We start from the raw sequence: 26,244 nt of genomic DNA, 5'->3' as shown, positions 1-26,244 counted from the left end.
TGGAGTAGTAAGGTAGGCTTTTGCCCACCCTACTTGCTTGCTACTTATCATCCCGCACGGGTAGCGGTGTTTCCAGAATTGCCATCAGCAATTCTAGACGCGAAGGAGCAGCCAAAAGCGGGATTAAATTCGGTAGAGAATAGTAATCACCCGCAAAGGTGAAAGTATCTATCTGCGCCTGTTTTTCCTGTAACTTGCGCTCTAACCAATCGTAGGAATAACCTACTTTGACGATGAGGACGCTTGGTTCTACTTTGAGATCGCGCTTGTAGGCGTCGAAAGTTTCCACAAAGTAGGGAGCTTTATTTTCTCCTCCGTCCGTCACCAGGATGATTTGCTCAACCAGCTGCTTTCTTAGGCGCATCGCTTCCAACCCGCAACCGATGCTGGTGGCACCGTTTGCCTTGATGTGCTGGAATGCCCGTTCCCAGTCACTCAACTGGTTCCCAGTCGCTTTGACGGGGTAAGGCATGGTGTCGAAAGCGTAGACGAATAAATCTGCCGCCGCCATACCGGAAATTAAAGCGGCAATGCGCTTTCCGACTTCGATGGCACTCTCCATTGAGCTAGATTTATCTACTAATAAGGCAGTCGGTTTGGCAATTTTGCCACGCTTTTTCACCTGTTCGTCCATGACGCGCTCTAGCCGTGCAGCGGTATCGGCGTCTAATTCTGCCGCATCTGCTGCTACACGCGCCTTTAAAGCTGCTACTCGGACATCTCCTTGCGCTTTCTCCAATTTCTCGTCGATGAGTGCTTTTACCTGGGGGTTTTCCATCGCACCGCGAGATTGCAGTGACTTGAGGTTGTTAATCACCTCTTGTGGTGTCATGGAGTTAATCAGCGCGACTAGCACGGTGGGGGTCATTTGTTTGATGGCTCCCACGGCAACTGTGTAGGGAATTTTGTGTTCTACAATTAGTTGCGCTTGTTCTAAGGGTGAAGATGCGATCGCCATCAGCTTTAGCGCAAAGGCTAAACTATCTTCTGGCGGGTTGTCCTTAAATAACACTGCATCCGCGCGATCGCTCGGTTTAATATGCAAACTAGCATACAGGTGCTTCATCGCACTCCGTGCCCGTAGCGCTGCCCGATCGAAGAATACAGGATTTTTCTCCCGTTCCTTCAGATAGCGCCGCACCGCAGTTCGAGTAGAACGCGGCAACTTACCCCGGTGTTGCTTCAAGAAGTCTACAATCCGCGCAACTTGATAAGGCGGAAACTCTTGCAAAAGCACATAACCAGCGTCGCGGTGTTCCCCTAAGCTACTGCTCAGCAAACTCCCCACAAATACCTCTTTGTGGTCGCGGACATCCCCGTTGCGCTGATACCAGACTGCTAAATGTCCGTAGAAGATGGGGTCGCTTTCCACCATCGTCCTGTGAACTTCACTCACCTTCTCTAGCTCCCGGTGAGGCGTGGTTAGCAGACTATTTAACATATCTAAACGCAAGTCGCGCTCGGCTGTTTGCACAGGAATCACCTCGATATAAGTCACCCCGTACAAGTTGAGAAAGCTCTTGGTTACTTTGGAAATAAGTATGTAAGCTTTCTCGGTTTGGATACGGGGCGAACGCTTGAAGAATTGGAAATTATAAGCTCCGCGCAAGTCGGCAAAGCCGTTTCACTTTTTCTGGTGCTCTACCACTGAGCTACATCTCCAATTGGAGAGAATGGGATTTGAACCCATGACAACCAGAACCCTAGGTGTGTATGCTTCACTCATCTGGGCGCGGAGCAGAAAAATATAAGTGCCGTCTGCTCTTGGAGATAAAGTCACGTCGCCTAAAAGCGTCGGTTTCGCTTCCACGGCTACTGCCAGATGGCTTCAAAATCAGATACTTCTATATACTACAAAAGTAATACAATACCGTCAAGAGACTGGAAAAAAATTTTTGCGCTTTAGAGACTGACGATAGAATACAAATTCTCTACCAAGTCAGAACACCTGTATGGGGATGGTTCATTTCTATCGCCGTCCGGTTGCGGTCGATTTATTTGCGGGTGCGGGTGGATTTTCTTTAGGGATTGAGCAGGCTGGGTTTGATGTAGCGGTGGCAGTTGAAGTTGACCCCGTTCACGCAGCCGTTCACGCCTTTAACTTTCCCCATACCGAGGTTTTGTGTGCCGATGCGAGGACGCTATCCGCTGAAGCGATTAGAAAAGCGTTACAGAGATGGGCATTGCACAAGGGTAGCAGCGGGGTTTCCCCACCCGCACCCGCTTGGAATGGTGAAATCGATTTAGCAATTGGGGGACCCCCTTGCCAAGGGTTCTCTTTAATGGGCAAGCGGCGTCTCGACGATGAGCGCAACGATTTGGTATTGCATTTCTGTCGATTAGTCATTGAACTGCAACCCCGTTACTTTCTCATGGAGAACGTACCCGGCATTGCTCAGAAAGAACACGCGATTTATCTCGAACAGCTCAAGAGCGCGTTTAAATCCGTTGAGTACCACATCACCGAACCCGTGCAGGTATTAAATGCGGCGGATTTTGGGGTGCCGCAGAATCGGAAAAGGCTATTTTTATTAGGAACTCGTGCCGGGGAGGTGCCTTTGTCTTATCCTGTTGTCGCAGGTTTTGTCGCAGGTAAAGGCGTTAAGACAACCTTCCCCGATACTTCATTCTCCGATACTTTATTCCCCGATATTTCCTTGCCAAAGACTTCCTTGCCAAAGAAAAGAGGCAAAAAGAAGAATCCTTTGAGCCTGCACTCTTTATCCTTTCGAGTGACCGTGAAGGATGCGATCGCCGATCTCCCCAACCTAGATGATTTTCCCGAACTCCTGACAACTGATGAAGTCTTGCTACAGCAGCGACAACTAGAGCAGATGGAGACATTAGCCAGCATCTATGCACAGCACTTAATGGGGATTGCACCCGAACCGAATAATTTCGCCTATCCTCGGCTAGTCAATCCTCATCTGTTGACTAGCTCTCTGCGAACCCAACACACGGCAGCTTCGATTGAACGGTTCGAGAAAACAGTGCCCGGACAGCTAGAATCGGTGAGTCGCTTTCGACGGTTGAATTGGGATACGCTGTCTCATACCTTACGCGCCGGTACGGGTTCTGGAGGCGGTCGCTACACCTCTCCCCGTCCGATTCATCCAACTTATCCCAGAGTGATTTCAGTCCGCGAGGCGGCGCGACTGCACTCTTTTCCGGACTGGTTCCGCTTCCACACAACAAAATGGCACGGGTTTCGACAAATTGGAAACGCCGTGCCGCCAAAACTGGCAAGAGCCGTCGGGTATCAAGTTATTGCTGCCTTAGGGATCAGACCACCCATGCCACAACAGCCGATAAATTTGGGTGATATCGAGCTAGTGAGGTTTAACCCGTGGGACGCGGCTCACTATTGGATAAGCGTCAATCGTCATGGTTGATTGCAACCCACTACTGAGAACTGACGACTGACAAACCGCTAAATCTACTTTTGTACCTGACTCTTGGTTGCAGAGACAGGATTGTATCCCGGTGCTCCTGGAGGATTTTGGGATTCAGCAGCCCCTTCTGTAGGACCTGCGATCGCTTTCCATGCAGGAAAACCGCCTTTGAGTTCAGCCACGGACTGGAATCCAGCCGAGCGAAGTTCGGAAGCTGCGCGAGAGGTTTCGGTGTCGCTGTCGCCATAGACGTAGATATCGCGGGCGGGACGAAGGCTAGTTTTCGCACGCTCTACTAATTCATCCATCGGCATGGACATGGCTCCCATGATGTGGCCTTCGTTGAAGGCACCGCGCTCGCGCACATCGAGAATTGTTAAAGCTGGCTCGCCCCATTCCAGACGGGATTTCAGGTCATTCACGCTGGACTGCGTTTTCATTCCCGGTGGGGTGGGAGTAATATCTGGAAGGGCTTCTTTTGCCTTAGAAATGGTGTCTTGAACCTTGGCACTAGCGCTTTCAACGCCACTTACGGCTTTGTCTTTAGCGCCTTCAATGTTGTTTTGAATGTCACTCATAAAAAAACTCTAAGTAATTGATCTCTTCAATGGAAATTTAATCAAAATTTGATATTTAACTTCTCTTTCTGGAGAAAGAACATTTAAATAATCCTTCTTTAGGCAGAGTAAAGTGTTAGAATTCCTATCCCAATTGACAAATATTTTCGGCAAAATTGCGGCAAATAAACAGCAACTCTCGCCTAAACTAAACTGGATCTCATGGTGTCTAGTATTCAAACTCTACCGACAGAGGTAGTAAATTTAATCGCAGCTGGAGAGGTTATTGACTCTTTGGCGGCTGTGGTGCGGGAATTAGCGGAAAATGCCCTTGACGCTGGTGCAACGCGCATCAGCATTTGCCTATCGCCGGAACAGTGGCGGGTACGAGTCGCAGACAATGGCTGCGGCATGGATTTGGTAGACCTGAAACAAGCTGCAACTGCCCACAGCACCAGCAAAATCCGCGACTTAGAAGACTTGTGGAAAATTAGCAGTCTGGGATTTCGGGGAGAGGCGTTGCACAGTTTGGCAGCGTTAGCAGAATTGGAGATTTTTAGTCGTTCTGCGGGAAGTTGTGAAGGTTGGAGAGTGGTTTATAACTCAGTCGGGGAATTCGTGCAGGTGGAAACTGTAGCGATCGCGCCCGGTACTGTTGTCACCGTCTCTAATCTGTTTGGCAATTGGTTGGCGCGGCGTCAGGGAATGCCTTCCGTCGCTCAACAACTCAGATCAGTGCAAGCCACGATTCAGCAAATCGCCCTTTGTCATCCTCATGTCACCTGGCAGGTTCAGCAAAATGACCGCCAATGGTTCACCATTAGTCCTGGGAAGACAGCGCAACAGATTTTGCCTCAAATTCTCCGGGAAATCCGACCGAGTGATTTGCAGCATCTGACAGTGGAAGTGCCCACGCTTCCAGAAAAAGCAGGAACAGACGCGCCTGGAAACGGGGGAGAATCCAACTCCACTCTAAACTCAACCCTAACAGTGGTACTCGGCTTGCCAGATAGATGCCATCGCCGCCGTCCCGATTGGGTACGGGTGGCGATGAATGGAAGGCACGTAAAGTCGCCGGAACTGGAGCAAACGATCCTGGGGGCTTTAATGCGAACGCTACCGCGCGATCGCTACCCGATTTGTTTTCTCCATCTTTTCATCTGTGCCAGTCAAATAGACTGGAACCGCCATCCCGCCAAAGCCGAAATTTACTTAAACCAGCTCAATTACTGGCAAGAGCAGGTGACATCAGCGATTGAGCAAGCCTTGCGTTTGAATGTGGGGACAATTTTGGAAAAAACCCCAGAACGAGTCAGCCGCCTGATCAAAGCAGCGGAAGCGAAAAGTGCCTACAGCGTTAATCGTTCCCTGCAATCGCAGCCAACGGATACTCAGGCAAAGAAAACGGATGAGATCGGATTGATGGAACTCCGAGCCGTTGCCCAGGTTCACAACACCTACATTGTGGCAGAGCATCCGGCTGGGGTGTGGTTGGTGGAGCAGCACATTGCCCACGAACGGGTTTTGTTCGAGCAGTTGTGCCAAGCTTGGCAACTCGTTCCCCTAGAACCCCCCGTCATCTTGAATCATCTCTCTCCCGCTCAGATCCAGCAACTCGAACAGATCAACTTAGATATAGAACCTTTTGGCGAACAACTGTGGGCGATTCGCACAGCACCCGCACCCTTACGAGAGCGAGAAGATTGTGCAGACGCCCTAGTGGAACTCAGCTTGGGTGGAGATTTACAAACCGCTCAAGTAGCGATCGCCTGCCGCACCGCCATCCGCAACGGGACTCCTCTCGGCTTACCCCAGATGCAAACTCTCTTAGAGCAATGGCAGCGAACTCGTCATCCTCGCACTTGTCCCCACGGTCGTCCAATTTATTTGTCCCTAGAAGAATCAGCGCTTTCGCGTTTCTTCCGCCGTCATTGGGTAATTGGCAAAAGTCATGGGATTTAGAAATAATTCAGTAAGGACACGGCATTGCCGTGTCCTTACTGAATTATCAAGAATCAGCAGTAACCTTTTGTTTCTTTTGCCTGCCTCCTCTCTTGATATTGTGTTCGTACCAATTCATCAAAGGAGTAGCACTAATCCCATGCAAAAAGATAGAAATCACGATAACGATGTAAGTAATCCAGGCAATTTGTTCGCCCAAAGTATCTTTTAAACCTTCGCCAAAAGCATAGGAAAGATAATATAAAGAACCAACGCCACGAATGCCGAACCAGCCAAACAAAAAGCGGGTTTCAGAGGGGTAGCGACGACCGAGAAAGCTAATCCAAACTCCAAGAGGTCGAATCAAAAAAATCAACAAGACTGCTACCAAGAGACCCTGACCACCAAACTGGCGAATCGGCTCATACCGCAATAGCGTTCCTAAGATCAAAATTGTTGCGACTTCCAGTAGTTTCTCAAGTTGTTCGGTGAATTCAAATTGCGAAATTTTCTTTTCGGGATCGCGGTAACTCCGCTGAACGACGACTCCAGCCACAAAAACTGCCAAAAAGCCGTAGCCGTTAACAATTTCTGTCAAAGCATAGGCGATCAAAATCGTACTGAGAGCAACAAAATCCTCCATCAATTCATCGACCTGGCGGAAACGTTGCAGTTGCTGGTCAACGAAAACAACTATTTTTGCCGCGATAATTCCCATGACAATGCCAGCCGCGACCGCCCAAAGTAAATCAACCGCTACCCATTGTTTAAACCAGTTGTCCCAGTTGCTATCTTTTAAGGCGTGAATCCCGAAATAAACAAACGGAAAAGCAAGCGCATCGTTTAAACCGCCTTCCGAAGTCAAACCAAAGCGCAGCTCATCTTTATCTTTTAGATCTCCCATCTGAACTTCTGAAGCCAAGACGGGATCGGTTGGGGCGAGAATTGCACCGAGTAAAATCGCTGGACCCCAATCCATTTTTAAAAACCAATGACCAACGGCAGCGATCGCAAAAATTGAAATCGGCATCAGAAATCCAATCAACCGCACCGTTGTGTTCCACGACCTTAATCTGAATGGGCGATTCATCTTTAGACCGCAGCCAAAAACGGAGACAATCACCACAAATTCCGTTAGTCGTTCCAGAAACTCCGCGTCTGGTCGTATCTGAATTAACTTAAGCCCGTATTGCCCTAATCCGATACCCACGATCAGGTAAATGATCGCATAGGAGAGGGGTATTCGCGAAATCCAGCTCGATCCCAGCGTGACCATGAGCAGGAGTAGACCAATTACCAACACGTTAAGAATATAGTTACTTACAGGAGGGAATAGGACTTGGAGCATGACTTGGCGATCGCATAGTTGAAAACAGTACCCTCTGAACTCTACTGACTTGCCGAAGACCCCAAATCATCACCGGGCTAGATTTTAGACAAAATGCATCGATCCACTTTTACGACTGAAGGCTGAGGATTGCACTCGTTGAAATCCTCTAAACGCTGACGTCGAATTATCCTGTAGTGGAAGGTTTTCTAGTGGAAGGTTTTCGCCCCAGATTACAGCGATCGCATCGCTGCCTCTGCTAGCTTAGTTTTGCGATCGATAAAAGGAAAAACGCTATGACACTGCCTGATGGGCCGCAGACGCCGCAATTTCTGCAACTACTCCAATGGATTTCCCAGCCCGTGCAGTACCTAGAAACGTCTGTTAAAGCTTATGGTGACTGCTTCACAGCTCGCTGGGGTGGCTTTCCCCCGTATGTACTCATTAGCAATCCGCAAGGAATTCAGGAGCTGTTAACGGCAGATCCCAGACAATTTAACAGCGGTAGTGGGAATAAGATTTTACAACCTTTGCTGGGCGACCAATCTCTGATATTACTAGATGGCGATCGCCACCAGCGCCAGCGACAGCTATTGACTCCCCCCTTTCATGGGGAACGAATGCGAGCTTACGGCAAGTTGATTTGTGACATTACCGAGGAAGTCATGAATCGGCTGACGATTGGCAAACCCTTCCTAATTCGTGCCACCACACAAGAGATTTCTCTGGAAACCATCTTAGGCGCTGTCTTTGGCATCAATGAGGGTCAGCGTTTCCAGGAACTCAAGGGACTCCTTACTTCGATGCTGGATGCTGTGAGTTCTCCCCTCTCATCCACCGTCCTCTTTTTTCCTTCACTCCAACGAGATTTGGGTTCTTGGAGTCCTTGGGGAAAATTTCTTCGCCGACGGCAGCAAATTGACCGACTCATTTACGATGAGATTCAGCAACGCCGGGAGCAATTCGATCCAGATCGCACAGATATTCTTACGCTGTTGATGTCTGCGCGGGATACGGACGGGCAACCAATGACGGATGAAGAATTGCGCGATGAGTTAATGACCTTCCTGTTGGCGGGTCACGAAACCACTGCTTCAGCGATCGCTTGGGCGTTGTATTGGATACACCAACAACCAGAGGTACAGGACAAGCTTCTCAAGGAGCTGGATAGTGTTGGGGATGTTTCCGATGTCAGCGCCATTTCTAAACTTCCCTATCTCAACGCTGTTTGCTCGGAAACGTTGCGAATTTATCCAGTGGCGCTATTTACTTTCGGTCGAATAGCGCGATCGCCAGTGCAACTGATGGGCTATCAATTTGATGCCGGTACACCGCTTGCTGCCTGTATTTATCTGGTTCATCACCGTGAGGATATTTACCCCCAAGCAAATTCTTTCAAGCCTGAGCGCTTTTTGGAACGACAATTTTCTCCCTATGAATATTTGCCCTTTGGTGGCAGCAATCGTCGTTGTATCGGGATGGCATTTGCCTTGTTTGAAATGAAGCTGGTACTGGCGAAGATGCTTTCGCGTTATCAACTAGCTCTCACCGATCAACGTCCGGTTAAACCTGTCCGTCGTGGCGTTACCTTAGCACCCCCGGCAACGATGCAGATGCTTATCACCAGTCAGCGTCCCCAGAATACTCAAATACATCAGCCCCTTTCTACGTCTGCATAAATAACTGTTCGCTCAATTGTCATTCAGTTTGAGCTTTAGCCAGTCCAATCAGGATTTACAAGAAACGCTTGGAAAACTAACAGGTACGGCTGAAGATATGCAAAAGACTCTATACACTGCAAAAATGGCTTGTGAAAATCCCTAGTAAATTTGCACAGTTCTGACTCTTATTGATTCCTTCTGTCTTCAGTCCTATCTTCTAATGAAAAGGTCATGGGCTTAAAATATGCAAGTCTTGGTACCAAATCTTCTTTCCCATGTCCTCTTGCAATTCACAGCAGCGGCGGGAAAACCCCGCCTCTACAGGATTCAGCAGTTTTTAAAGTCAGGACATCCAGAGGCGATCGCTATCTTGGTAGCGATCGCCTCTGGTTTAAGATTGAGAAAAACAACGATTTTGTAAAGATGGTGAAGTAAATGCTCAATTTCTATGTATTTTTAGCTAAAGGCTGGTTAAAATCTGGAACTTTTAAGTGTTTTCTTCATTCTCAGATTTGTTGAAGCATAGTATCTTTAGTTAAGAACTAATCAGGGCAAAATAATGATAATACTTAACATTATTCTAATTTGTGCAGGTTTAGGGATTAGTAGTTGGTTACTTTTAAGTTATGGAAATGAGTTAGTTAAAGCGATAAATGTCTTGTTTTCAGGATTAGAATCTATATTTATGGTGATTATCGTTATTGTTTTTAAAACTGTAAAATCCATAATAATTGGAGGAATCATTGCTCTAGTCTGTGCTGGAATATTTAAAATAGCGGGTGCCCAGATAAGCCTTTTAAAAGCCGCTGCGATTACAGTAGGAATTATATGTTTCGCTTTTCTCATGCTTAAAACCTTCGTAGAAGAGTGGAGTAACTTTTACTGGAGTATCCGCAATGTGATTCGCAACAAATATCGCTAACGGTGAAAACATCTAGTTTCTAAACAGAGCAAACTAAGCTAAGATTTTGAAGATTGTCATCTTCCAGTTTTTCTTATGAGAATTGCCCAAATTGCACCGCTGTGGGAACGAGTGCCACCTTTTCGCTACGGCGGGATTGAACTCATTGTCAGTTTACTAACTGATGAATTAGTTCGGCGCGGTCATCAGGTAACATTATTCGCCTCTGGAGACTCGATTACAAAAGCTCAGATGAAGTCAGTGCATAACCAAGCGCTGCGCTTAGATTCAAAGATTAAAGAGCCTGGAGTTTATGAGCTAATGATGCTCTCTCAGGTCTATCAACAGGCGCATCACTTTGATATTATTCACTCCCACGTCGGCTATGCAGCTCTGCCCTATACGCCTTTTGTGAAGACGCCGACCGTACACACCACACACGGCATTTTCACGCCAGATAATGAGAAAATATTCCGGCAATTTGCATGGGAGCCTTATATCAGTATCAGTGAAGCTCAGAGAGAACCCCGACTCGGTTTAAATTACATCCATACGGTCTACAACGGCATCGACCCAGCAGTATATCCCTTTCAGGAAAAAGCAATTGAACCGCCCTATCTAGCCTTTGTGGGGCGTATTTCCCCAGAAAAAGGTCCGGAAGGAGCAATAAAAATTGCTCGTGCCAGCGGCTATCCTTTAAAAATGGCAGGTAAGGTTGACCCGGTAGACAAAGTTTATTTTCATGAACAGATAAAACCGCTGATTGATGGCGAACAAATCCAATATCTCGGTGAAGTTTCTCACGAAGAAAAGGCGCAGTTACTAGGAGGTGCCACCGTGACGCTATTCCCGATTACCTGGCGGGAACCATTTGGCTTGGTAATGATTGAATCGATGGCAACGGGGACGCCGGTGATTGGAATGGCGATGGGTTCGGTGCCAGAAGTCATCGCGCATGGCAAGAGTGGATTTGTTTGTCACTCTCTGCAAGAAATGATTGACGCAATTCCACAAGCGATGACCTTAAACCGCCAGACGTGCCGAGACTACGTTTTGAATCGCTTTAGCGTCAAGACGATGGTGGATGAGTATGAACGAGCTTATCAAATGACGCTAATGGGGAATCCGGAAGGAGTAAAACACTAGCAAATTACTAATTTTTGGCATAAGTTTTTTCCTTGAATTTGATTAATTCTAAGGGATCTAAACCAGAGGGCGTCATCAATTCTTTTGCTAATAAATACCCGGCACAAGTCCAGGTTTGATGCCTTCTGGCTTCTCGACCAATTAAGTGACCGCTTTTCCCGTCATAATATTCAGGCCAATCTTCTTTTTGCAAACGTTTTCCAGCTTTTTCAATTGCTGCTTTTGCAAACTGCATATATTCCTCTTCTTTTGCGTCTTGACCCAATTTTCGAGCGGCGGCTGCCCACATCCACATCAAAACGGGCCAACTGCCCCCATTGTGATACGACCAAGGACTATTTTTAGGATCGCAACCCGTCAAAATTCTCCAATCTTCGTCTTCTATGGCTGGATAACAGATTTTGAAAGGCATTTGTCCAATTAGCTCTTTATCTCGTTTTTCGATGAGATTCATGATTTTTTCGGACTGATCGTTGGTAACTAAGGAACAAACGATTGCCATCAAGTTACCAACCGAAAAGAATCGAAAATCCATCTGCGATGGGCCAATATTTCCAACTAAATAACCCCCGTCTTCTGGCAGCCATTCGTCTAAATTAGCATAAGGAATAGATGCGGCATAGATATTGTATTTGTTGATAGCGGTTGCCCCATATTCCTCAACATTGTACTGATAGGTTTGATTTAAACGATCCATATCCATCCAATACTCAGTCCGAATATGGTTAGCCAGAGAACCCAATCGTTTCTCTATCGCTGAGAGAATATCTTTATTGTTGTGATTTTTGCGGTCGAGTAGCTCATCAGCAGCACGCAAGGCAGCGTAGAATAGGACTTGGATTTCTAGTGGGTATCCATAGATGCCCATTCGACGGTCAATCATAAAAGCTCCATCGGGAACTAAGAGAGTAGGTTCTCGATCGAAGCGATCGCTAAAACAAAGTTCCAGAATTAATCTGATTCCTTCTTGGAAGTCGGCTTGATGGACTAAAGAGGTGTCGCCCGTCGCTTTCCAATAAGCCCGCAACAGGATAATCCACCAGAGGCTAGAATCAACTGGCGTGACTCTAGCGATCGCGTGCTGACCAAAATCGGGGTCTAAGTGTTCTTTGCCCTTCTTATTCTTAATAATTTTGAAGCTAGCTGGCATTAAAACTCGACCCGTATTCAAAAAAGTTTCGGATCTTTCTTGCTGGTGTAGTTCTAACGTTACTTCTAGAAAATTTTTGACAATTTCCTTGCCGTTGACTGTAACCTCTTTTTTGTTATCAAGTTGAACGGAAAATTCACCTTTAACTAAAAATAAAAGTGCTACTGGAACAAAATCACGAATAAAAACTTGGTCATAATTCAGCGTATCTCTACTAACTTTTTTGGGGATATTTATTTCATTTTTATCTTTTTTATAAGTATGAGCGGCTGGAGTTCCAACCAGCCGTCCTTTATAAGAGATAAGCGAATCCACCAGTATTTGTAATGCTTCTATTTCCAGTGCCTCTACTCCCATCAGATGCGAACCTCCTTAATTTCTAGAGCAATCTATTATACGAGATGCTGCTTCATCACAGACACTTTTAAGCCAGAGAATTGTGCAACATAATCCCTTAAATAGAGCGTACTATAGAATGCAGGGTGTGGTGTATTGTTGAATTTCCATTTAACGCCGTCATCCCCGCAAAGGGCATGATTGACTAGGTTGAGCGAAGAAAAAATCCGTCCGCAGTAAGAGAGTTGGAAAAAAATTGGAAATTTTGTTCTCTCCGAACGATAGAGCGGATCGTTGATTAGATTTGTAGAAGTATAAAAAGGGCACATTTGTCGAAACCTCGATCCTCTACTGAATATCAGTAGCGATGGGTAAGGTTTTAAATTAGATCGTGTGACCCTGATTAAAGCCTCACAAAGACCCTGTATTCTTGAGCAGAAACCTGATTCATGGCACCGGATATTCTTGAACTGGACGGAAAAACCTTTGTTCCCGCACAAGAGCTGCCCATTCCAGAGTGGCCTTGCGTTCTTGGCGATCGCCCCCAACCGACTCTTACTATTAAAGACAATGACCTGTTTTTAGTCACCGATACCCTGGGCAACATTGCCGGGTGTTTAGGCGATGACATGAATGCCAGCATGGGGCTTTTCTGCGCCGATACGCGGTTCCTTAGTCGCCTGGAACTGCAAATTAACGGACGCTCCCCCGTCTTGCTCAGTAGCACAGCTGACAAAGGATTTGCCCTTTCAGTTCTGTGTACCAATCCCAGCATGGACGGAGGAGAGCGATTAGAGGGAGGGGATAAATTAGAGCCAAATGAGCAAATTGACGGCGGGGCAATTTTTGACTTTGCACCTCTTCGAGCCGACACCATCGGAATTAACCGAGAAATTGTCCTAAATGGAGCGCTGTTTGAAGAATTAACTGTTTCCAACTACAGCACCAGTTCCATTCGCTTTCAGCTGAGTCTCAGCTTTGATGCGGATTTTGTGGACTTATTTGTAGTTCGGGGGTACGGTCGAAAAAACAAGGGGCAGCTGTTACGAGCCGTGCCTAAAAGTCAAGCCGCAGAACCCGAAAAGCAAGAAATGACGCTCGCTTATCAAGGGTTGGATGGCTCTGTAATGGAATCGCACATCGAGTTTGTTCATCGCCAGCCAGACACTCTCAGTGGTTATACGGCAGTTTGGCAGCTGGAGATGGAGCCTCACGAAACCCAAAAACTGGGCTATCGGCTGCAAATGCGTACCAATAACCGTCCCACTTCTAGGGTATCTGCCCCAGTCACGCTGGTACAGGCTAGAGCCGCAGAGTTATCGGAGCAGCAGGAGTGGCGTCAACACGTAACCGGGATTCGCTCAGACAAAAACACGTTTAATCGAGCGATCGAGCGAGCCGAGCAGGATACTTATTTACTACGCCAGTCTTTCGGCAAAGGGAAGGTACTCTCGGCTGGGGTGCCTTGGTTTTCGACGTTGTTTGGGCGCGACTCGATTATTGCGGCGTCGCAAACGCTGATGCTCGATCCGACAATTGCCCGCGAAACCCTAACGATCTTGGCTGAATACCAAGGGAAAACGGATAATGAGTGGCGCGATGAGCAGCCAGGGAAGATTTTGCACGAGCTGCGGTTGGGTGAAATGGCGCGTTGTGAAGAAATTCCCCATACACCTTATTACGGCACCGTAGATGCGACCCCGCTATGGTTAATGCTGTATGCGGAACACTTTGCCTGGACAGCCGATCGGGAAACCCTAGAGCTACTGTGGCCTAATGCCTTGGCGGCAATGGATTGGATTGACCGCAACAGCAAGGAAACGGGTTATCTCATCTACCAACGTCAATCGAAGCGGGGTTTGGCGAATCAGGGGTGGAAAGACTCTGGCGACTGTATTGTGAATCGCAAGGGGCAGATGGCGATGGGCGCGATCGCTCTTTGTGAAGTGCAAGCTTATGTCTATGCTGCCAAAATCCGTCTGGCAGAAATTGCCCGCATGAAGAAGCGCCTTGATTTAGCCGACAGGTGGCAAGATGAGGCGAGAGATTTGAAGAATCGCTTCAATCGGGATTTTTGGATGCCAGAGGAAGATTTCTGCGCCTTGGCTTTGGATGGCGACGGCAATCAGGTTGATAGTATTACTTCTAACCCCGGTCACTGTCTGTATTTGGGCATCTTGACACCAGAAAAAGCTTATAGCGTGGCGGAACGGCTACGGGCACCGGATATGTTCAACGGCTGGGGAATTCGCACCCTCAGTAGTTTGTCACCGGCTTATAATCCGATGGGCTATCATGTCGGTTCTGTGTGGCCTCACGACAATGCCATGATTGCGATGGGGGTGCGATCGCTCGGTCTAATCGATCAAGCGCTGGAACTTGCCAAAGCTTTAATGGATATGACTTTACAGCAACCTTATCAACGACCGCCAGAACTTTTCTGCGGTTACGAACGCACAGAAGATAACACTACGGTCAAATATCCCGTCGCTTGTTCTCCTCAAGCTTGGGCAACCGGCAGTATCTTCCAGTTGCTGCAAATGATGGTAAATTTAGTTCCCGATGCTCCCAATAACTGCTTGCGGATTATCGATCCTGCTTTGCCGGAGTCGATTAATCGTCTAGCGCTACAGAACTTGAGAGTGGGGCAGACTTTGCTGGATTTGGAATTTGAGCGTTCCGGCAATACCACTGCCTGTCGGGTTGCCAAAAAACGCGGTAATTTGCGGGTTGTGATTGAAGCTTGATTTAGAAGCTGGGTGGGGAATGCCCACCTAGCTTTATCAAGCTGATTGCCAGTCTGTAAAAAACCTTGCTAATTTTTCGGCTAAATTATCCAATTTTACTTTTGAAATAGCTCTGATTCATGCTTCCTCGGTGTCCCCATTGATACCGGGAGAAGATTTATAGAGGGCGTCCAATTGTTCGCGGGCGTCTTCTACGGTCATGGAACGCATCACGAGAAGCGGTTCATTAATCGGGTTCCCGGCATCATCTAATAGTTCCGGGTGTGGGATTGACCCATAAGGAGAGCGAGAATCTCTAAATTGGGACTGCATCCCTGGTGGGTAGCGCCGTTGAGAATCCATACTACTGATGGTTAACAAGTTGCGGAGCATATTCCCTATAGCAAGAAACGCCAGAACAGTAAAGGCAATTAAATAAAGCAGGTGTAACATACGATTTTCCTCCAAGCCGCACAGTCTAATGGGATGTTCGTCAATAGGGGCTTTCGCATTCGTGGCGAAACGGTAATGCTTGCCCCCGGATTTTCCGTAAAGATGTTTCGCCCTTAGATTTACTTGTTCGTGGAAGTGGATTGCTCAGCGTGGAAGCGCATCGACACCTGCCAACACTCAGTAACCAACTGGTGCCACGGCATCAGAACTGACGTTTCAATGCCAACTTGAGCATCAGTCGCTTGAAAGAGCATCTGAGCGGTGCTGACTTCCGCGTGAGCAAGCTTGACTCGATCCAGTAAGTCGGATTGCTGTTGGGCACTTAAAAAAGTAATTTCTTCAGTTTCTAAGAGAGCGCGCGATCGCGCAAACCAATACTGAAAATCTTCTAAGAGCGGTTGTAATACCGTTTTCAGCAATTCATTTTCAGGCAAGTTGGAAGCAGCCATGAATCAAAAACCGAATACTATCTAAATTTAATCTTAACGTAGTTTACAATTCGTAATAATATTTTTAGATTCTCTTAAACAACAACCACATCGCCAGGGAAAAACAACCTCGGTATGATAGAGGCAGTAACACCCGATTAATTGCCCGTTTCTTCGTCCTTATGGAACCGCCGATGAGCGTCTCAGAATCTCCAGCGTCTCAAGAACAGCCAGAAAAAATGTATTTGCCCCGTACCAGCGAATCTGAATCGTTGAAGAAAATCCGTCACACCGCTTCCCACGTTATGGCAATGGCGGTGCAAAAGCTGTTTCCCAAAGCGCAGGTGACTATCGGCCCTTGGATTGAGAACGGCTTTTACTATGACTTTGATAATCCAGAGCCATTTACCGAAAAAGATTTGAAGTCCATCCAGAAAGAGATGGTCAAAATCATCAATCGGAAATTGCCGGTGATTCGGGAAGAAGTCAGTCGCGAGGAAGCTGAAGGTCGGATCAAGACAATTAATGAGCCTTACAAGCTAGAAATATTAGAAGACATTGAGGAACCAATTACCATCTACCACTTGGGGGATCAATGGTGGGATTTGTGTGCTGGCCCTCATTTGGAAAATACCAGTGAGTTAAATCCGAAGGCAATCGAACTCGAAAGTGTTGCCGGTGCTTATTGGCGGGGGGATGAAACGAAAGCTCAACTCCAGCGCATTTATGCCACCGCTTGGGAAACGCCAGAACAGCTGGCTGAATATAAGCGCCGCAAGGAAGAAGCGCTACGCCGAGATCACCGCAAACTCGGCAAAGAACTGGGACTCTTTATTTTCTCAGATCCGGTGGGGCCGGGATTACCTCTGTGGACGCCGAAAGGAACGGTGTTGCGAAGTGTTTTAGAAGACTTCCTGAAGCAGGAACAGCTGAAACGCGGATACCAGCAGGTGGTGACGCCTCACATTGCCAGAGTCGATTTATTCAAAACTTCCGGACATTGGCAGAAATACAAAGAGGATATGTTCCCGCTGATGGCGGAAGATGAGCAGGCGGCGGCGATAGAACAGGGATTCGTCCTGAAGCCGATGAATTGCCCCTTCCACATCCAAATCTATAAGAGCGAGTTGCGTTCCTATCGGGAACTGCCGATGCGTCTGGCGGAATTTGGCACCGTCTACCGTTACGAGCAATCTGGGGAACTGGGCGGCTTAACGCGGGTGCGCGGTTTCACGGTGGATGATTCTCACTTATTTGTGACGCCAGAACAGCTAGACAGCGAATTCCTGAAAGTGGTGGATTTGATTCTGTCGGTGTTCAAGAGTCTGCAACTGAAAAACTTCAAAGCGCGACTCAGTTTTCGCGATCCGGCTTCAGATAAGTACATCGGTTCCGATGAAGCTTGGGAGAAGTCTCAAGGAGCGATTCGCCGCGCCGTGGAAACCTTGGGCATGAACTACTTTGAAGGCATTGGCGAAGCCGCATTTTATGGCCCGAAACTGGATTTTATCTTCAGCGATGCCTTAGACCGCGAGTGGCAGTTGGGGACTGTCCAAGTGGATTACAACCTGCCAGAACGGTTTGATTTGGAATATGTGGCGGAGGATGGTTCCCGGAAGCGTCCGGTGATGATTCACCGCGCTCCCTTTGGCTCCTTGGAACGGCTCATCGGGATCTTGATTGAAGAGTATGCGGGGGATTTCCCGCTGTGGTTAGCGCCAGTCCAAGCGCGATTGCTGACGGTGAGCGATGCCCAGTTGCCTTTTGCTCAGGAAGTGGCACAGAAGATGCGATCGCTCGGTATTCGCGTGGAAGTCGATACCAGCGGCGATCGCATGGGCAAAATGATTCGCAATGCCGAAAAGGACAAGATCCCTGTCATGGCAGTGGTAGGGGCGAAAGAGCTGGAATCAAATAGCCTGAGTATTCGCACCCGCGCGGCTGGCGATGTGGGGGTCATTCCTGTAGAAGAAGTGTTGGAGAAGATGAAAAACGCGATCGCTAACTTCGACAATTTTTAAGAAGTTGCCAGTTCATAGTTCATATAGGGGCACTCCAAAAGAGTGCCCTTTTTCAATTGGGTGCATCTCAATAACAGCAAAAATGCCACCCCAGCTCAGCCTCTCTCCGCTTGCAAAGAGGGGTTAAATCTTTCCCCCTCTCCGTTGACGGAGAGGGGCTGGGGGTGAGGTTCCGCCTTTATATTGCACGCTATAAATCCGTTTAATATTGATATTTTTCAGCTTCCCAGTGCCTGCCGATTCCAACATTTTTTAGAGTGCTGGTTTGGGAAATCTAACAAATAGATTGCTAATCCCGATAACAAATACATACAGTACAACCGCACCCGCAAGCGTTACCGCAGTGTAGGCAGTTGCTTTATTTTTCGGGCATTTCATCACAATCGGCAATCCCAGATATAGCAGATATACGCTATACAACCCAGCAAGAAATGCGAAAATCGTGAAACTTGGGATGATACGGAGGATACCGGCTAACCAGGCAGGTGTGTTGGCATAAGCAGCAACTTTAAGAGCTTGTAGCTGATTTTTCTCGGCTGAAAATTGAGGAGCGAAAGCATTAATAATCAACGACAAGAAAAATACGCTTAATAGTGTTAGTAAAAAGCTAACACCTGCATATAAAATAGCTGGCACTAAGGGCAACCGAGACGTAACGATACTAGAGGTATTGATGCCGATAACTGCCCAACCAACCGCTGCGGCGATTGGAGCGATCGCTGCCAGAGGAGCAATATAGGTGTTATACAATCTAGCGCTAGAGGTTGTTTCTTTTGCGATCGCTCGCCACTCACTTTTGGGGTGCAACAGGATATTTGGAATGCGCTTAATTAAGTTCATTTTTTACTTTGTTTTATTGATTTGATGTAGCAGAACTGATTTTAAGCCCCAATCCAGCTAAACACTATATATCTTCCCAATTATTAGGATTTCACCCTTTTGTCAGATGCTGCCAGCGCAGATATTAGTCAAATCAATATCCATTTAAATATTCCTTTAGTAAGAGGATTTAAGAGGTTGACAAAAGGTATGCTCAAAAGGGTTTTGTCTTAACTCTCTGGCTAGGTAGGATCTAGCTAAGGTGGAGGTGGTAAAAAAGCGATCGCCCTGGTAAAACATCCGAATCATATGGGATTTCACGGTTGCGGGGATGTTTTCTTGCTGTCATGAATTTGATGAATGAGGGCAAAAGCACGCGAAGCCTAGAGACGAATCAAAGATTTACCTTCCTGCACGCAAATAGGGTGTCGGTAGTAGCGATTGGTGAATTTTGACTGTACCGCAAAAGGCGCGGCAACTTGTGTGAAGGCAATTTGTGTCAAATAAATCCCGTTGCGAGGCGGCGATGTGATACCGAATACAGTTCTGGCGGGAATCCTAAGTGAAGGAGCAACTGCTTTTCGCAAAATCTATTTGGTAATAGAGGAATTGCAAATGCAAGTATGCGATCGCCCACTGCAATACACCGCAATAATACACAGGTTGACCCATGCCAACAAAGGGATTGCTTAGCTTAGAATCTGTCATCGATCGTCGTCCTCTGACTGTATCGGCTGACACCCCACTGATGGACGCGATCGCCATGATGGGCAAAGCGAAAAGCAGTTGCGTACTTCCTAGTTTGAAGATACCCCCAGAAGCAGTGCTAATGAGCGAGGCACGAGCTAGCGCTGTCTTTGTAGTAGAAGGGTTGCAGTTAATCGGAGTGTTTACCCACACAGATGCTATCCAGGTAATCGCCTCAGGAATCAATTTAGCAGAAGTCAAGATTGCCTCGGTGATGACGCAGCCGAGCATCGCTCTGACTGAATCTGACACAGAGAATATTTTCACAGCATTGTCAATCCTGCGCCAGCATCAAATTCGCCACCTACCTGTTATAGACGCGCAAAGGCAAGTGGTGGGCACTATCACCCTCGAAAGTATTCGCCAAGCACTGCCCCTCGATGAGCTAATCAAATCGCAGCCTTTGACAGAAGTGATGACTGCCCCAGTTATTCAAGCACCGGCGACGGCTTCGGCGCTGAGCTTAGCTCAATTAATGGCAGAACACCAGGTCAATTGTGTTGTGCTTACAGAAGAAAGTTCCGAGTCGAGTTCTATTGAAAACTCAAAACTTCAACCCGATCCCTTGAGCGAAGCAAAGGTTCAACACTCAAAACTTCCTACGCATCGCTACACTAACAAAACTCAAAACGTGCGACCTACCGCTACGCTAACAACCCTCCTGAAGCCAGTAGGGATTGTCACCGAACGGGACATCATCGATCTTCAGGCTCTCAGCCTGGATTTATCGCAGATACAGGCGTTTAGGGTAATGAGGGCATCCGTGTTGTCTTTAAGCCCCTCAGATTCAGTGTTAGTTGCCCTTTGGGAAATGCAGCAGCACCAGGTGCAGCGAGTTGTGGTGTCGGAGAATCCCAGGGAGCTGTTAGGTATTGTTACCCAAACCAGTTTTTTGCAAACGCTCGATCTCACACAAATATCTACAGCAGTAGAGCAATTGCAGCAATCGATCGAGCAGTTTGAAGCCGAATCCTCTCTCCCCCCGCACAATGAAACCCTAGAACCTCAAGGACAGGAAAGCCCAGCGGAACTCTTGGAACAGCTTGAGCGCAATCGCCTGTTAACCACAATTGCCCTTCGCATTCATCAATCACTCAATTTGGACGAAATTCTGAACACCGCCGTCGCTGAAGTGCGGCAATTTCTCCAAACTGACCGCGTGATTATCTACCGTTTTAATCCAGATATGAGTGGCACTGTCGTTGTCGAATCGGTTGCTGAGGGCTGGCAACCTGCTCTAAGTAGCACAATTCACGACAATTGCTTTGGGAAGAATTATGCCCAAGCCTACAAAAAAGGGCGTATTCAAGTCACAGCAGATATTTATACCACCGGGTTAACCCAATGTCACATCGATATCCTGGCTTTGTATGATATCCGAGCGAGCCTCGTGGTTCCGATTCTGCAAGGAGAACATTTGTGGGGTCTGCTGTGCGCCTATCACTGTTCGGGACCCAGGCGGTGGCGGGAGTTTGAGATTGATTTGCTCAAACAATTGTCAACGCAAGTAGCGATCGCAATTCAGCAGTCTGAACTTTATCAGCAGGTACAAGCTGAACTCGCCGAACGCAAACGAGCAGAAGAGCAACTCAAGGCTTCGCTTAAAGAAAAAGAGGTGCTGCTGAAGGAAATTCACCACCGCGTCAAAAACAATTTACAGATTATTTCTAGTCTGTTAAAGCTGCAATCTGCCTATACCAAAGAGGAACAGGTTCTGGGAATGTTCAAGGACAGTCAGAATCGCATTCGCTCGATGGCTCTGATTCACGAAAAATTGTATCAGTCCAAAGACCTATCTAGGATAGACTTTGCTGAGTATATTCGCGACCTGGCAGGAAATTTACTTCGTTCCTACAAAGCAAGCTCTCAGGCAATTACGCTGAAAACAAACGTTAATGACATTAACCTAAACATTGATACAGCGATTCCTTGTGGTCTAATTATCAATGAATTAATGTCGAATTCCTTAAAACACGCTTTTCCAACGCCCAGTATCGCTAAGGAAATTTGTATTAATATTTACTCAAACGGCAATCATCAATTTATTTTGAACGTCAGTGACAACGGAATTGGTTTCCCGAAAGACTTGGACTTCCGGAATACTGAATCCTTGGGGTTGGAGTTAGTCTGCACCCTCACTGAACAATTAGACGGGACTATCGAACTTGATAGTCGTAGAGGGACAAGCTTTTTTATCACATTTTCAGAAATCGGCAACATTAGGAAGACATAAATAAAAAAAATGGCAAAGGAAAAAATTTTAGTAGTTGAAGATGAAAGAATTGTTGCCAAGGATATCGTAAAGAGCTTGCAACGCTTAGGATATAACGTTGTCGCTTCTGTTGCTTCGGGAGAGGAAGCGATTCAAAAAGTATTGGAGATTCAGCCCGATTTAGTGTTAATGGATATTATGTTGAAAGGACAATTGGATGGAATAGAAACCACTGAAAAAATTCATAAAAACTTCGATATTCCAGTAATTTATTTAACTGCTTATGCCGATAAAAAAACCCTGGAAAGAGCCAAAATTACAGATCCATTTGGCTATATAATTAAACCGTTTGATGAAAGAGATTTACATACTACGATTGAAATCGCACTTCGCAGACATTTAGCCGAAGCAGCAACTCGCGTAGCTCTTGAAAAAGAAAAACAATTAAGCGAACTTAAATCTCGCTTTTGGTTCATGGTTGCCCACGAATTCCGTAACCCGCTGACCGCAATTTTATCTTCTGCTGAACTACTGGAATCTTATAGCCACGAATTAACAGAACTTAGAAGACGTGAGTATTTCTATCTTATTCAAACCTCGGTTCATTCGCTGAACAATTTGTTAAACGAAGTTTTAGAGTTTGGAAAAGCAGACGAAGGAAAACTAGAATGCAAGCCAAAACCCCTGGATTTAGTATGCTTTTGCCGGGATTTGGTAGACCATATGCAATTCAGCTCTGGTTCAAAACATAGAATTATTTTCACCAATCAAGGTGAGTGTACTGATGCTTGTTTGGATGAAAAACTGCTGCGGCATATATTTAGTAATTTGTTAGGGAATGCTATCAAATATTCACCCGAAGGCAGCAATATCTACTTTGAACTTTTGTGTGAGAATGGAGAGGCAGTTTTTCAGGTAAAAGACAACGGAATTGGCATTCCTCCAGGCGACCGAGAACTATTGTTTGACTCATTTCATCGAGCGACAAATGTGAGTAGTATTCCCGGTCATGGACTAGGACTAACGATTGTCAAAAAATGTTTAGACTTACAGAGTGGAGAGATTGCTGTAAATAGTGAAGTTGGAGTGGGGACTACTTTTACAGTCATGCTGCCATTGAACATCTGCGTAATGCCGGAAAAAAACGTTCCTTCATAGATAGCAGGCTGTTAAACGGTAGAGTCTATAATAGTCTATTTCGCAATTCGTTGAGATGCATCCTGTTTCTACCGTTACCGTCAGCGTTCCAGCCACAACTGCTAACTTGGGGCCGGGTTTTGATTGCATAGGCGCAGCTTTAACGCTGTACAACCAGTTCAAGTTCACACGCCAGGAAGCGGATGCTGTAACACGACTCAGCATTACGGTCGAGGGAACAGAAGCCGCACGAGTCAACACGGGTGCTGATAATCTGGTTTACCAGTCATTTGTGAAATTGTACGAGCATATCGGGAAAACGCCACCGCCTGTGCAGATTGAGATCGAGCTGGGTGTGCCCCTGGCAAGAGGACTGGGGAGTTCGGCGACGGCAATTGTGGGAGGTTTGGTGGGTGCGAACTGTCTGGCTGGGGCACCTCTAGATGAAAATGAGGTGAGAAGAATTGCGATCGCTCTGGAAGGACATCCTGATAATGTGGTTCCAGCACTGATGGGGGGGTGTCGTCTAGCAGCGACGGGTTTGAGTGACGAACCGCACAGACACGGAGAAAGCAAAGAAGAATGGGAAATTTGTGAGATTCCTTGGCATTCTGAGATTGTCCCAGTAGTCGCGATTCCGGATTTTGAACTTTCAACTGAAGAAGCGCGGCGAGTTTTACCAACTCAATACAGCCGTGCCGATGCAATTTTTAATACAGCGCATCTGGGTTTATTATTGCGAGGGTTGGAAACCGGCAGGGCTGATTGGTTGCGAGTTGCGATGCAAGACCGAATCCATCAGCCTTATCGGACAGCGTTGATTCGAGGATATGATGCTGTACGCTCGGCAGCAATGGCTTCTGGTGCTTTTGGGATGGTAATTAGTGGTGCGGGACCAACTTTATTAGCTTTAGCAGAGGCGGCGTTGGCACCGACAGTTGTGGAGGCAATGGCGGCGGCTTGGAAGGATGAGGGAATTATGGCACAAGTGCGATCGCTCTCGATTGACACCCACGGGGCGAAAACCTCTAATATTTCCTAAATTGGTCACTCAGATTTTTGCGTAACTGCTGAATTTGTGTGGATTGGTTTCTAGGTCCTGAAACAAAAACGAGAACTTTATCCCCTTCAGGCGCACAAATTAAATAAGCTGACAGATTCCCAAATCGTCCGTAAGCTGCTTCTGTGATAACTCCTGTCTCTTGGGCATTACTACTTTTCAGGAATTCAAGCGCATTATCCAGACAGTTGTTCTGGCTGGTATCGTCTCTCCGATTCGTCACTCGGCTGACACTGTTGGTTTCATTGATTTCAATCCATTCGCTCCAGTTACTTGTAGTCATATCCGCTAAAGCAGGCATTGACTCATTTAGCAATCCCGTTTCCATACTTAAAATTGTGGCAATGACTAAAAACGAATTTGCTGTCTTTTTAAGACTAATTCGGTTCAACATAAGTTAGGTCAACAAACGGGTGAATTAATGTCGAGTAATCGTAACCCTGTAAATTGATTCACAAAATGCCAGAAGTTTTACGGAACTATTCACCTAAGTTAGGAAAGTAATTATGGAGCCAATTCAAGTAGAAATTGAAGCGATTCGCACTCAGATTGAGGCGCTCAAAGAAGAACGCGCCATCCTGAAAGTCGATCCAGTATTGCCAAGCTATAACACGCCAGAAGCAATCGTTGAGGCTTATCGTCGTCATGCTAGAGAAACAGCACAAATCTCTGCTGAAGTCAAGGGAATCGATGATGCGATCGCTGCCTTGGAAGCTAAATTGAAGGAGATCGGGCGATCGCAAGGATTGCAAGAGTTATTGCAGGGGCGGACACAACATCCTCTCGCAGAGCAGGTAGAGGAAGGAAAACAACGCGCTCAGGATCGCGCTGAACGAATTAACGAACTGGCGGAGGAACTGAAGCAGGAAGTGCAAGCGCTCAAGGCGATTGCTGATGAGATTAGTCCCAGTTATTGGCAGTTATACAACAGACCTTTCATTACTGGATTTAGCAAAATTTCGGTTCCCTACGTCCGCTCGGATAGCACTGTGTGGATGATTACGAATCAAGTCGTGTGAACGGGAGAAACCTCTCTGCTAACCCCTCTTTGATTCGGAGAGGGGCTTTGAAGATAGCTTGCGCCCCTTCCCTAGTAGAAAAGAACGGGCAGAGGGTTAGGTCTCGGAGCGCTGGCTATTTTTCCAGGTTCGCCAGTGTTTCCGGTAAAGGCGATCGCTCTTTTACAGGATAATTCCGCTGCTCAATTAAGCGCTGCAATTCTTTAACGCGCCTACCAGGGGCAGGATGGGAGGTCAAGAAATCAAAGCCTGCACCACTTTTGCGACTCATTCGAGCAAAAAAGTCGGTTGCACCCGCAACATGACCGTAAGTTTGTTGCAACAATGTTAAGCCAAACTCATCCGCCTCAGATTCCTGAGATTGAGAGAATCGGGAACTGCTAACAGCTTGAACACCCGTCGCCGCTGCCGATGATAACCCAGCAGCATCCCCAAAGACAGTAGCGATCGCAATGGGTAACAGTAGTTGTCGCACCAACGCCCGTAAATGATCTCGGTGGGCGAAATGCCCCAATTCATGCCCCAACACCATCATCAGCTCATTTTCCGATTCCGTCTGTTTCAGCAAACCGGCGTAGATGATAATGCGATCGCCCGGTAGCGCCAGCGCATTCACCGTATTATCGGGAACATATAGCACCCGATAATCTCGCTCTTGGCGCTGCTCGGAAGGCAACTTTGTCTCCAGCCTATCTAGCAGCTGATTTAGCGTATCTTGAGCCGGTGAGGGCTTTGCCAAGCGCTCATAAGCCGGGACAATGACGGCACCCAACTGTCGCTCCACACTGGGAGGAATTACCCACACCAAGCTATTAATAAACAACCCCAGCAGCCAAATAACGCCGACGATAAATCCAATAAATAGCCCTAAGACAATCAGTAACTGGCGGTTATTGGGAGGTGGGTTGCGATCGCTCGATGTTGCAGTTCCAGACACTTCAGGCTTGCTCCAAAAACGCTATTGTTACTGCATTGCCTAGTTGCATCCGGTATAGCAATGCATTGACCTTCTTTCTATTGCATCGTGAGTTACCTGCACGCGATCGCAATTCTCTATTTAGATGCCCTACAGTTCACCCCCACCCCATTTACCCACAGGGGTTCAAGATTCTCCCCTCTCCGCGAACGGAGAGGGGTTGGGGGTGAGGTTCCTCTCTATATTGCCCTTAAGTAAGAACCGACATAACGCGACCGTCTAAAAGTTCTATTTG

At 47.0% G+C, this 26,244-nt stretch carries 21 protein-coding genes; 12 read left to right on the top strand and 9 right to left on the bottom strand.

Features of this window, described 5'->3' with window-relative positions; translation table 11 throughout:
* Window positions 1–40 precede the first annotated feature (40 nt).
* On the bottom strand, window positions 41–1,474 hold the full coding sequence (locus tag NDI44_RS12845) for a hypothetical protein (protein WP_190411724.1): 1,434 nt from the start codon (window positions 1,472–1,474) through the stop codon (window positions 41–43).
* Between the two features lie 484 nt (window positions 1,475–1,958).
* Here NDI44_RS12845 and NDI44_RS12840 point away from each other — a divergent pair, with 484 nt between their 5' ends.
* A complete protein-coding gene (locus tag NDI44_RS12840; RefSeq protein ID WP_199304782.1) occupies window positions 1,959–3,392 on the top strand; it encodes a DNA cytosine methyltransferase in 1,434 nt (477 codons plus the stop codon).
* Window positions 3,393–3,436: 44 nt separating this feature from the next.
* Here the strand turns inward: NDI44_RS12840 and NDI44_RS12835 are convergent, their stop codons facing one another.
* Window positions 3,437–3,970, bottom strand: coding sequence for a rhodanese-like domain-containing protein (locus tag NDI44_RS12835; protein ID WP_190411620.1), 534 nt, complete (start codon window positions 3,968–3,970; stop codon window positions 3,437–3,439).
* Window positions 3,971–4,171: 201 nt separating this feature from the next.
* Between NDI44_RS12835 and mutL the strand changes: the two genes are divergently transcribed.
* Window positions 4,172–5,911, top strand: coding sequence for a DNA mismatch repair endonuclease MutL (gene mutL, locus NDI44_RS12830; protein ID WP_190411619.1), 1,740 nt, complete (start codon window positions 4,172–4,174; stop codon window positions 5,909–5,911).
* A 46-nt stretch (window positions 5,912–5,957) separates the two neighbouring features.
* On the opposite strand, the gene NDI44_RS12825 is transcribed toward mutL, so the two are convergent.
* Window positions 5,958–7,238 carry a sodium:proton antiporter gene (locus tag NDI44_RS12825; protein ID WP_190411618.1) on the bottom strand — a complete coding sequence of 427 codons (1,281 nt, stop codon included), beginning with the start codon at window positions 7,236–7,238 and terminating at the stop codon, window positions 5,958–5,960.
* Window positions 7,239–7,513: 275 nt separating this feature from the next.
* Here NDI44_RS12825 and NDI44_RS12820 point away from each other — a divergent pair, with 275 nt between their 5' ends.
* From NDI44_RS12820 to NDI44_RS12805, 4 genes are all read left to right on the top strand, one after another.
* Window positions 7,514–8,896, top strand: coding sequence for a cytochrome P450 (locus NDI44_RS12820; protein WP_190411617.1), 1,383 nt, complete (start codon window positions 7,514–7,516; stop codon window positions 8,894–8,896).
* Window positions 8,897–9,122: 226 nt separating this feature from the next.
* On the top strand, window positions 9,123–9,299 hold the full coding sequence (locus NDI44_RS12815) for a hypothetical protein (RefSeq protein WP_190411616.1): 177 nt from the start codon (window positions 9,123–9,125) through the stop codon (window positions 9,297–9,299).
* 138 nt (window positions 9,300–9,437) lie between these two features.
* Window positions 9,438–9,800, top strand: coding sequence for a hypothetical protein (locus NDI44_RS12810; RefSeq protein ID WP_190411615.1), 363 nt, complete (start codon window positions 9,438–9,440; stop codon window positions 9,798–9,800).
* Between the two features lie 75 nt (window positions 9,801–9,875).
* Entirely contained in the window at window positions 9,876–10,925 is a 1,050-nt protein-coding gene (locus tag NDI44_RS12805) for a glycosyltransferase family 4 protein (protein WP_190411614.1), read from the top strand.
* 7 nt (window positions 10,926–10,932) lie between these two features.
* Here the strand turns inward: NDI44_RS12805 and NDI44_RS12800 are convergent, their stop codons facing one another.
* The gene (locus NDI44_RS12800) at window positions 10,933–12,432 is read right to left on the bottom strand and encodes a glycoside hydrolase 100 family protein (RefSeq protein WP_190411613.1); all 1,500 of its coding nucleotides are present in this window, start codon (window positions 12,430–12,432) and stop codon (window positions 10,933–10,935) included.
* A 428-nt stretch (window positions 12,433–12,860) separates the two neighbouring features.
* Here NDI44_RS12800 and NDI44_RS12795 point away from each other — a divergent pair, with 428 nt between their 5' ends.
* The gene (locus NDI44_RS12795) at window positions 12,861–15,158 is read left to right on the top strand and encodes an amylo-alpha-1,6-glucosidase (RefSeq protein WP_190411612.1); all 2,298 of its coding nucleotides are present in this window, start codon (window positions 12,861–12,863) and stop codon (window positions 15,156–15,158) included.
* Window positions 15,159–15,275: 117 nt separating this feature from the next.
* Here the strand turns inward: NDI44_RS12795 and NDI44_RS12790 are convergent, their stop codons facing one another.
* Window positions 15,276–15,590, bottom strand: a complete 315-nt coding sequence (locus tag NDI44_RS12790) for a DUF2973 domain-containing protein (protein WP_190411611.1) — start codon at window positions 15,588–15,590, stop codon at window positions 15,276–15,278.
* Between the two features lie 119 nt (window positions 15,591–15,709).
* The gene (locus NDI44_RS12785; RefSeq protein ID WP_190411610.1) at window positions 15,710–16,039 is read right to left on the bottom strand and encodes a DUF2605 domain-containing protein; all 330 of its coding nucleotides are present in this window, start codon (window positions 16,037–16,039) and stop codon (window positions 15,710–15,712) included.
* Between the two features lie 173 nt (window positions 16,040–16,212).
* Between NDI44_RS12785 and thrS the strand changes: the two genes are divergently transcribed.
* Entirely contained in the window at window positions 16,213–18,039 is a 1,827-nt protein-coding gene (gene thrS / locus NDI44_RS12780; RefSeq protein WP_190411609.1) for a threonine--tRNA ligase, read from the top strand.
* Between the two features lie 252 nt (window positions 18,040–18,291).
* Here thrS and NDI44_RS12775 read toward each other — a convergent pair whose 3' ends face one another.
* Entirely contained in the window at window positions 18,292–18,879 is a 588-nt protein-coding gene (locus NDI44_RS12775; protein WP_190411608.1) for a Yip1 family protein, read from the bottom strand.
* Between the two features lie 649 nt (window positions 18,880–19,528).
* On the opposite strand from NDI44_RS12775, the gene NDI44_RS12770 reads away from it, so the two are divergent.
* From NDI44_RS12770 to thrB, 3 genes are read left to right on the top strand one after another with little or no spacing between them, the layout of a single operon-like run.
* Window positions 19,529–21,838 (top strand): CBS domain-containing protein, encoded by a 2,310-nt coding sequence (locus tag NDI44_RS12770; protein WP_190411607.1) that lies wholly within the window; start codon window positions 19,529–19,531, stop codon window positions 21,836–21,838.
* Window positions 21,839–21,847: 9 nt separating this feature from the next.
* Window positions 21,848–22,975 (top strand): ATP-binding protein, encoded by a 1,128-nt coding sequence (locus NDI44_RS12765; protein WP_190411606.1) that lies wholly within the window; start codon window positions 21,848–21,850, stop codon window positions 22,973–22,975.
* A 55-nt stretch (window positions 22,976–23,030) separates the two neighbouring features.
* Window positions 23,031–23,996, top strand: a complete 966-nt coding sequence (gene thrB, locus NDI44_RS12760; protein WP_190411605.1) for a homoserine kinase — start codon at window positions 23,031–23,033, stop codon at window positions 23,994–23,996.
* Here thrB and NDI44_RS12755 read toward each other — a convergent pair.
* On the bottom strand, window positions 23,983–24,408 hold the full coding sequence (locus NDI44_RS12755; RefSeq protein ID WP_190411604.1) for a hypothetical protein: 426 nt from the start codon (window positions 24,406–24,408) through the stop codon (window positions 23,983–23,985). The two genes, thrB and NDI44_RS12755, sit on opposite strands and share 14 nt — an antisense overlap.
* 112 nt (window positions 24,409–24,520) lie before the next feature.
* Here NDI44_RS12755 and NDI44_RS12750 point away from each other — a divergent pair, with 112 nt between their 5' ends.
* Window positions 24,521–25,033 (top strand): hypothetical protein, encoded by a 513-nt coding sequence (locus NDI44_RS12750; protein WP_190411603.1) that lies wholly within the window; start codon window positions 24,521–24,523, stop codon window positions 25,031–25,033.
* A gap of 115 nt (window positions 25,034–25,148) precedes the next feature.
* On the opposite strand, the gene NDI44_RS12745 is transcribed toward NDI44_RS12750, so the two are convergent.
* Window positions 25,149–25,970, bottom strand: coding sequence for a M48 family metalloprotease (locus NDI44_RS12745; protein ID WP_190411602.1), 822 nt, complete (start codon window positions 25,968–25,970; stop codon window positions 25,149–25,151).
* Window positions 25,971–26,244 lie beyond the last annotated feature (274 nt).

Source organism: Trichocoleus sp. DQ-A3 (assembly GCF_039961975.1).
Classification (GTDB): Bacteria; Cyanobacteriota; Cyanobacteriia; order Cyanobacteriales; family FACHB-T130; genus FACHB-T130.
Note: the sequence above shows the minus strand (reverse complement) of the source record. Positions and strands in the feature narration are given on the sequence as shown.